The 7,633-nt window shown below is 70.1% G+C and carries 7 protein-coding genes; 6 read left to right on the forward strand and 1 reads right to left on the reverse strand.

Going from position 1 to position 7,633, the window contains the following annotated elements; genetic code table 11:
- On the reverse strand, window positions 1-353 hold a 353-nt coding region (locus BN10_RS17435; RefSeq protein ID WP_198014053.1), incomplete at its 3' end, for a hypothetical protein.
- Between the two features lie 62 nt (window positions 354-415).
- Here BN10_RS17435 and BN10_RS12255 point away from each other — a divergent pair.
- The 6 genes from BN10_RS12255 to BN10_RS17990 form a co-directional block, all read left to right on the forward strand.
- Entirely contained in the window at window positions 416-1,744 is a 1,329-nt protein-coding gene (locus tag BN10_RS12255; RefSeq protein ID WP_010851570.1) for a PucR family transcriptional regulator, read from the forward strand.
- A 187-nt stretch (window positions 1,745-1,931) separates the two neighbouring features.
- A complete protein-coding gene (locus BN10_RS12260) occupies window positions 1,932-3,455 on the forward strand; it encodes a uracil-xanthine permease family protein (protein ID WP_010851571.1) in 1,524 nt (507 codons plus the stop codon).
- Between the two features lie 206 nt (window positions 3,456-3,661).
- Window positions 3,662-4,525, forward strand: a complete 864-nt coding sequence (locus BN10_RS12265; RefSeq protein WP_010851572.1) for an FAD binding domain-containing protein — start codon at window positions 3,662-3,664, stop codon at window positions 4,523-4,525.
- Window positions 4,522-5,067 carry a (2Fe-2S)-binding protein gene (locus BN10_RS12270; RefSeq protein ID WP_010851573.1) on the forward strand — a complete coding sequence of 182 codons (546 nt, stop codon included), beginning with the start codon at window positions 4,522-4,524 and terminating at the stop codon, window positions 5,065-5,067. Before BN10_RS12265 ends, BN10_RS12270 begins: the two co-directional genes overlap by 4 nt.
- Window positions 5,064-7,475, forward strand: coding sequence for an aerobic carbon-monoxide dehydrogenase large subunit (gene cutA / locus BN10_RS12275; protein ID WP_010851574.1), 2,412 nt, complete (start codon window positions 5,064-5,066; stop codon window positions 7,473-7,475). The genes BN10_RS12270 and cutA overlap by 4 nt, the downstream gene beginning before the upstream one ends.
- Window positions 7,472-7,633, forward strand: a 162-nt coding sequence (locus BN10_RS17990; protein WP_040751689.1) for an SRPBCC domain-containing protein, incomplete at its 3' end; no start/stop codon positions are given. The genes cutA and BN10_RS17990, both read left to right, overlap by 4 nt.

The raw sequence follows: 7,633 nt of genomic DNA on the forward strand, positions 1-7,633 counted from the left end.
CGCTCGGCCATCGGGGCGAACGGCCGCAGACGGTCCACGGGTCGCACCCGCGCCGGCGTCCACGCGCGCACCAGTGGCACGCGGCGGCCCACGACGGTCACGCCGTCGTCGTCCAGACGCACCGGGTCGCCCACCGCGAGCGGGAGGGCCTCATGGGGGAAAGGCACGCCCAGCCGAACCGCGGTCGGGAGCGCGATGGCGTCGACACCGAGGAGCGGGACCACGTCGACGGCGGCTCCCGGGACGCTCAGATAGGCGCCGAAGCGGCCGGTCGCCAGGACCGAGCCCGACCACGACGTCCCGCGCAGGGGCGCGAGCAGCGGGGAGACCGCGGCGGTCAGCGACAAGGGCACTCCTTGACGCTAGTGGTGGACGCACCCTTGACCGGATGTGCAGATCTGCCAACGATGTGCCCATGACGGCACACACCTTGCCAGTGGCAACCGACGCGGCAGCCCGGATTGCCGACCTGGAACGCAGAGTCGCCCGCCAGGAGGCGCTGCTGCAGCGGGAGGACGACTTCCACCGGTTGCTCGAGCAGGTCGTCCTCCACGACGGAGCCCTCGAGGACCTGTGCACCACCCTCGCCGAGTTCTTCGGCCGGGCCTGCGTCGTGACGTCGACGGATGGACGGGTCCTCGCTCGCGCGACCGCGACCGAGGGCGACACGCTCTGCGGTGAGTGCTTCGACGCGACCGGGCGCCTGCTCGTCGAGAGCGAGCCGACGGGGGCACGCGAGTTCGGCGACGAGCGTGATCACCGAGCCTTCGTGCCGATCGTCGCGGGCGGCAGCGAGCTCGGTTTCCTCGGGGCCTTCACCAAGGGAACCGCGTTCTCCGACACCGACCTTCACCTCTTGAGCCGCGCGGCGACCGTGGCCGCCCTCGCCGTGACCAAGGAGCAGGCGGTCTCGGCGGTCGAGAGCCGCTATCGCGCGGAGTTCCTGCGGGACGCGCTGACCGGCCGCGGCGGCGTCGACGTCGTCGACCACGCGGTCGCCCTGGGGTGGGACATCGACCGTCCGCTGGTCGTCGTCGTGGCCGAGACCGACGAGGACGACCAGCGCACCGAGCGCAGCCCGCACGAGGTGCGCGCCCTCCAGGAGCGCTTCGCGCGCGCCTGGGGCTGGGCGGTCCGCGCCAAGGACTCGACGATCCCGGTGGCCGGCTTCAGCCAAGAGGTCGTCGCGCTGGTCCCGGTGACCGCCGGGATGGACACCGACGAGGTGCTGCGGGTCGTGGGCGCCCTGGTCGGCGTGGTGCGCGGTGAGGGCGGTGGCGGTCGTCGGACCTTCGCCACCGGGGTCTCGCGCATCGTCACCTCCCCCGACCAGCTCAGCCGCGCCTATGCCGAGGCGCTCAAGGCCGTCTCCATCGGCCGGCAGATGCAGGGGCCGTCGGCCCTGGCCCACTTCGACCGGCTCGGCATCCACCGGCTGCTCGCCCTCATCCCGGAGAGCGAGGACCTGCGCCGGTTCGTCCACGAGTCCCTGGGCGAGCTCGCCACGCACGACACCCCGGAGAACGACGACCTGCGCCGGACCCTCGCCGTGCTCCTCGACACCAACATCAACGTCGCCGAGACCTCGCGCCGGCTCTTCTTCCACTACAACACGCTGCGCTACCGGATCAGCAAGCTGGAGCGGATGCTCGGACCGATCACCACCGACCCCGAGCTCCAGCTCACCGTCGCCGTCGCCCTGCGCATCCATGAGATGCGCGGGCTGTGGGCCGAGCCGCGCTGAGCGGGCCCCTGTGCACGAACGTCTGCTAACAGAAGTTCCTGCACCGCACTTGCCGAAGAAACGCCGGGGTCGATGTGCATCAATGACGAATGCGCGACCCCACCAGTGGACTACCTTCCGGTTATCCGTCGCATGACGCGACCGCCGCCACACGGCGCGCGGAGAAGTGATTCAGAGAGGATCCGGGATGTCACTCGGGCTCGGTTGGAAGCTCAAGGACGCTGACGAGGTCGCCGCCGGCGGCGTCGTCGCGCCAGATGAGCGCCTCGGTTGGGGCAAGACGGTGGGCCTGGGTGCCCAGCACGTCGTCGCCATGTTCGGCGCGACCTTCGTGTTCCCGCTCATCATGGGGCTCAACGCGCAGCTCGCCATCATGATGAGCGGCATCGCGACGATCATCTTCCTGCTCATCGTGCAGGGGAAGGTGCCCAGCTACCTGGGGACGTCCGCGTCCTTCGTCGGTGGTGTCGCGGCGATCCGCGCCAATGGTGGCGACTCCAAGGAGGTCACCGGCGCCATCCTCATCGCCGGCATCGTCCTGGCCATCGTCGGCGTGATCATCCACTTCGCCGGCTCGGGCTTCCTCCACAAGGCGCTGCCCCCGGTCGTCACCGGTGCTGTCGTCATGCTCATCGGCTTCAACCTCGCACCGGTCGTCGCCAACATCTACTGGCCGCAGGACCAGTGGGTGGCGCTCCTCACGATGCTCTTCACCATCATCGTCGCCGTCGCCTTCCGCGGCTTCATCGGGCGCATCTCGGTCTTCCTGGCCCTCATCTTCGGCACCCTGCTGTCGTGGATCCTCGACAAGACCGCGGGCCCGATCACCTCGGTCCTCGGCGGGGCCACCGAGGCGACCGAGCACCTGCGCTGGAACACCGCCGGCATCGGCGAGGCCAGCTGGTTCGGTTTCCCCCCGGCGACGACGATCGCCGCGGACGGCAAGGAGGCCGTGGGCTGGCACTTCCCGACCTTCTCGATGGCCGCGATCCTCCTCGTCCTCCCCGCCGTCATCGCCCTCATCGCCGAGAACACCGGTCACGTCAAGGCCGTCGCCGAGATGACTGGCCACGACCTCAACCCGGTCATGGGCAAGGCCATCGCCGGTGACGGTGTCGGCACGGCCGTCGCCTCGCTCTTCGGTGGCTCGCCGACGACGACCTACGCCGAGAACATCGGCGTCATGGCCGCGACCCGCGTCTACTCGACGGCGGCCTACTACGTCGCGGCCCTCGTCGCCCTGCTTTTCGGCCTCTCACCCAAGTTCGGCGCGCTCGTCTCGTCGGTCCCCGGCGGCGTCCTCGGCGGCATCACCGTGGTCCTCTACGGCATGATCGGCCTGCTCGGCGCCAAGATCTGGAAGGAGAACGGCGTCGACTTCGCGAACCCGATCAACCTGGTCCCGGTCGCGGCCGGCATCGTCATCGGCATCGGTGATGTGAAGATGAAGTTCTCCGACAGCTTCACCCTCAGCGGCATCGCGCTCGGCACGATCGTCGCCATCCTCGCCTACCACCTGGCCAAGGCCGTGGCGCACAGGGACCTCCGGGACCGCGCCGATGGCACGGCGATCGCGGTCGGTGACTACACCTACGGCGACAGCGACGGCGTGGACGACCTCTACCAGGACGGTGACCCGGCCGCTCGCGAGCGTGAGGCAGGGCGTCGTCACAACCCGGGTGGTCCCGACAGCGGCCGTCACCGTCTCTGAGGTGAGGTATGCCGCGGGGCCCGGCCCCCGCGGCATACCCACCTCGGGCAGCGACAGTCGAATGAGGAGAACACGCGGCGACGGATCATCGTCAGCCCGCGTGTTCTCCTCACTCGTTTGTCTCGGCAGTTCTTGACAAGGCTCCCCGCCAGCGGGGAGCGTGATTCGACGACCACGAGGTGGGCAGGGTTCGCCATGATGCTGCAATGAAGCCAGCGCCGTTCGTCCACCATGAGCCGCGCTCGGTCGAGGAGGCGGTGGCCACCCTCGCCGAGGTCGGTCACGACGGCAAGGTGCTCGCAGGCGGGCAGAGCCTCATCCCGGTGCTCAACATGCGGCTGGCCTCACCCAATCACCTGGTCGACATCAACCGCCTGCCCGGCTGCGACCGGGTCGAGGTCGGCGACGACCACGTCCGGGTGGGCGCCCTGGTGCGGCACGCCCAGTTGCTCGCCGACGCGAGAGCAGCCTCCGCCCTGCCCCTGCTCGGGCAGGCGCTGGCCTGCGTGGCGCACCCGGCGATCCGCAACCGGGGCACCACGGTGGGCTCGATCGCCCACGCCGACGCCGCCGGTGAGATGCCCTCGGTCGCCGTCCTGACCGGTGCCGTCATCGAGGCGGCCTCCGTGAGGGGGACACGCGAGATCGCGGCGACCGACTTCTTCGAGGGACCGCTGGAGACCACGCTCGAGGCCGACGAGGTCGTCGTAGCCGTACGTTTCGGGCGCTTCCCCACCGGCACCCGCACGGCCTTCCTCGAGGCCGCGCGACGGCACGGCGACTATGCGATGGCCGGTGTCGCCGTCGCGCTGGGGGTCACCGACGGGGTGGTGTCGGACGCCCGGGCCTCCTTCGTGTCGGTGACTCCTGTCCCCGACATCCTCGACCTCACCGAGGCGGTCAGGGGTCGTGAGCCGGGCACGGTCGACTGGTCCACGGTCGCGGATGCCGTTGCGGCACACGTGGACCCCGAGGCCGACATCCACGCCTCAGCGGACTACCGACGCGCGCTCGTCATCGAGCTCACCCAGCGCGCCTTCGCCGCCGCTGCGCAGGAGGGAGTCGCATGACCGAGCAGATCATGTCCCACACGAGCCCGCCGGTCGGGAGCGACATCACCGTGGAGCCGCTGCACGAGATCACCCTGTCGGTCAACGGTGCCCCCCACACGGCGACGGCCCCGGCGCGCCGCCTGCTGTCGGACTTCCTGCGCCGTGAGCTCGGACTCACCGGCACCCACGTCGGCTGCGAGCACGGCGTCTGCGGTGCGTGCACGGTCCTGGTCGACGGCGCACCGATGCGCTCGTGCTTGATGTTCGCGATCTCGGCGCAGGGCCACGAGATCACCACGGTCGAGGGCCTGGGCACGGACATGGACAACCTCTCGCCGGTGCAGCAGGCCTTCAAGGAGTGCCACGCGCTCCAGTGCGGCTTCTGCACGCCGGGCTTCCTCACGACCATCCACGCCTTTCTGGAGACCAACCCCTCACCGACCGAGGCCGAAGCACGAGAAGTGGTGTCCGGCAACCTCTGTCGTTGCACGGGCTACCAGAACATCATCAAGGCCGTGCTCCGAGCAGCCGAGATCCGCCGCGAGGGAGGTGCTGCATGACCACGCGCTCCATCGGCCATTCGGTGCAACGGCGCGAGGACCCCCGCCTGGTCACCGGCAACGGTCGCTACCTCGACGACCTGGGGCGCGACGCCCTCGCCGCCGCCTTCGTCCGCTCCCCGCACGCCCACGCGACGATCACCGGCATCGACATCACCGACGCCTGGGAGGTCGACGGGGTCGAGGCGATCTACACCTTCGAGGACCTCGACGAGCTGATGGCCCGGCCCCTGCCGGTCCTCATCCCGCACCCGGCACTGACCCACCCGCGCACCTGCCTCGCCCTGGCCGACACCGAGGTCAACCACGTCGGTGAGCCGGTCGTCATGGTCGTCGCACGCGACCGTTACGTCGCCGAGGACGCGGCCGCCCGGATCGTCGTGTCCTACGAGACCAAGCCGGTCGTCGTCGGTGTGGCGGCCGCCCGTGAGGCTGCTCTCGCGGTCCACGACGACGTCCCCGACAATGTCGCCGCCCATCTCATCCAAGAGGTCGGCGATGTCGACGCCGCCCTGGCCTGCTCGCCGCACCGCCTCACCATCCCCCTCACCATCGAGCGCAGCGCCTGCATGCCGATGGAGGGCAAGGGCGTGTATGCCGTGTGGGACAGGGACGACGCCTCCATGCGCATGTGGTCCTCGACCCAGACGTCGACCGGGGTGCGCGCGGCCGTCGCCGCGCGCCTGGGGATCCCGCTGGCCCGCATCCAGTGCATGGCCCCCGATGTCGGTGGCGGCTTCGGCGTGAAGATCAACCACCCGTGGCCCGAAGAGCTCTTGGTCCCCTGGGCCGCACGGGCGCTGGGCCGGCCGGTCAAGTGGGCCGAGGACCGCCGCGAGCACTTCGTCTCCTCGGCACACGAGCGCCAACAGCTCCAGGAGGTCGAGGTCGGCTTCGACGACGACGGGCGCATCCTGGCCCTCGACGTCAAGGTGTGGCACGACAACGGTGCCTACACGCCCTACGGCATCATCGTCCCGATCATCACCGCGACCCAGCTCCTCGGCCCCTACAAGCCGGGCACCTACCGCTGCGAGTTCTGGAGCCTCTACACCAACACCGTCATCGTCACCCCGTATCGGGGCGCCGGGCGGCCGCAGGGAGTCTTCGCGATGGAGCGGACGATGGACGCCATCGCCGCCTTCCTCGGCAAGGACCGCACCGAGGTCCGCTCGACCAACTTCATTCTCCCGCAGGACATGCCCTACGACCACGGGCTGATGTTCCAGGACGGCCGGCCGCTGAAGTACGACTCGGGCGACTTCCCCGCCTCCCTCGCCAAGCTCAAGGCGCTCGTCGGCTGGGACGACTTCGCGGCATACCGGGAGCAGGCGGAGGCCGAGGGACGCAAGGTCGGGCTCGGGATCGGCTGCTACGTCGAGGGCACCGGCGTCGGGCCCTACGAGGGCGGGCACGTGCACGTCGAGACGAGCGGCCAGGTCTTCGTCGCCACCGGCCTCACCTCGCAGGGGCAGGGCCACGAGACGGCGTTCGCCCAGATCGTCGCCGACGAGCTCGGCGTGCGCTTCGAGGACGTCCACGTCACCACCGGCGACACGCGTCGGATGCCGTATGCCGTGGGGACCTTCGCGTCGCGCGCTGCGGTGATGAGCGGCAACGCCGTCGCGGCCGCAGCAAAGGTGGTGCGGGAGAAGGCTCTTCGTATCGCTGCCGATGCGCTCGAGGCCAACCCGGACGACCTCGAGATCGAGGACGGCGTCATCTCGGTCAAGGGGGCGCCCGACACCCAAATCTCGCTGTCGACCGTAGCGGTCCTCTCGAACCCGCTCCGCTATGCCTTCGACGACGCCGCCAAGGCCGCGACCCAGTTCGCGGGGACCTTCGACCCCGACAAGCCGCCGGTCGCCGAGGGTGACGAGCCGGGGCTGGAGGGCAAGGGCTTCTACTCCCCCACCCAGGCCACGTTCGCCAACGGCATGCACGCGGCGATCGTCGAGACCGACCCGGTGACGGCGGAGATCAGGATCCTGCGCTACTGCGTCGTCCACGACTGCGGCGTCATGATCAACCCCCTCATCGTCGAGGGCCAGGTGCATGGCGGGGTGGCCCAGGGCGTCGGGGGCGCCCTCTACGAGCGGATGGCCTACGACGAGTCAGGGCAGCTGCTCAACGCGTCGTTCATGGACTTCCTCGTGCCCTATGCATCCGAGGTGCCCTTCATCGAGACCGACCACCTCGAGACGCCCTCGCCGCTCAACCCGCTGGGCATCAAGGGCGCCGGCGAGGCCGGCACCATCCCGGTGTCCGCGGTGCTCGCCTCCGCGATCGAGGACGCCGAGGGCTTCCCGATCCTCTCGATGCCGATCAGCCCGTCCGAGCTGTGGGAGCTCCGACGCCAACGCGCTTCTGCTGCAGCCCATTCAGCCACCACGGAAGGTGACCGATGAAGATCTCCGGCTCCAACACCCTGGCCGCCTCCCCCGAGCAGGTCTGGGCCGCGATCATGGACCCTGCCGTCCTCGCCCGCTGCATCCCGGGCTGTGAGTCCCTCACGCCGACCGGGCCGCACTCGCACTCGATGCGCGTGACCGCCGGTGTGGCGGCG

The sequence above is a fragment of the Phycicoccus elongatus Lp2 genome, assembly GCF_000367525.1.
Lineage (GTDB): Bacteria > Actinomycetota > Actinomycetes > Actinomycetales > Dermatophilaceae > Phycicoccus_A > Phycicoccus_A elongatus.

Excerpts from the sequence above, each read along its gene's own strand:
- BN10_RS12255 (WP_010851570.1), top strand. The coding sequence starts at position 416 with ATGACGGCACACACCTTGCCAGTGGCAACCGACGCGGCAGCCCGGATT.
- BN10_RS12260 (WP_010851571.1), top strand. The coding sequence starts at position 1,932 with ATGTCACTCGGGCTCGGTTGGAAGCTCAAGGACGCTGACGAGGTCGCC.
- BN10_RS12265 (WP_010851572.1), top strand. The coding sequence starts at position 3,662 with ATGAAGCCAGCGCCGTTCGTCCACCATGAGCCGCGCTCGGTCGAGGAG.
- BN10_RS12270 (WP_010851573.1), top strand. The coding sequence starts at position 4,522 with ATGACCGAGCAGATCATGTCCCACACGAGCCCGCCGGTCGGGAGCGAC.
- cutA (WP_010851574.1), top strand. The coding sequence starts at position 5,064 with ATGACCACGCGCTCCATCGGCCATTCGGTGCAACGGCGCGAGGACCCC.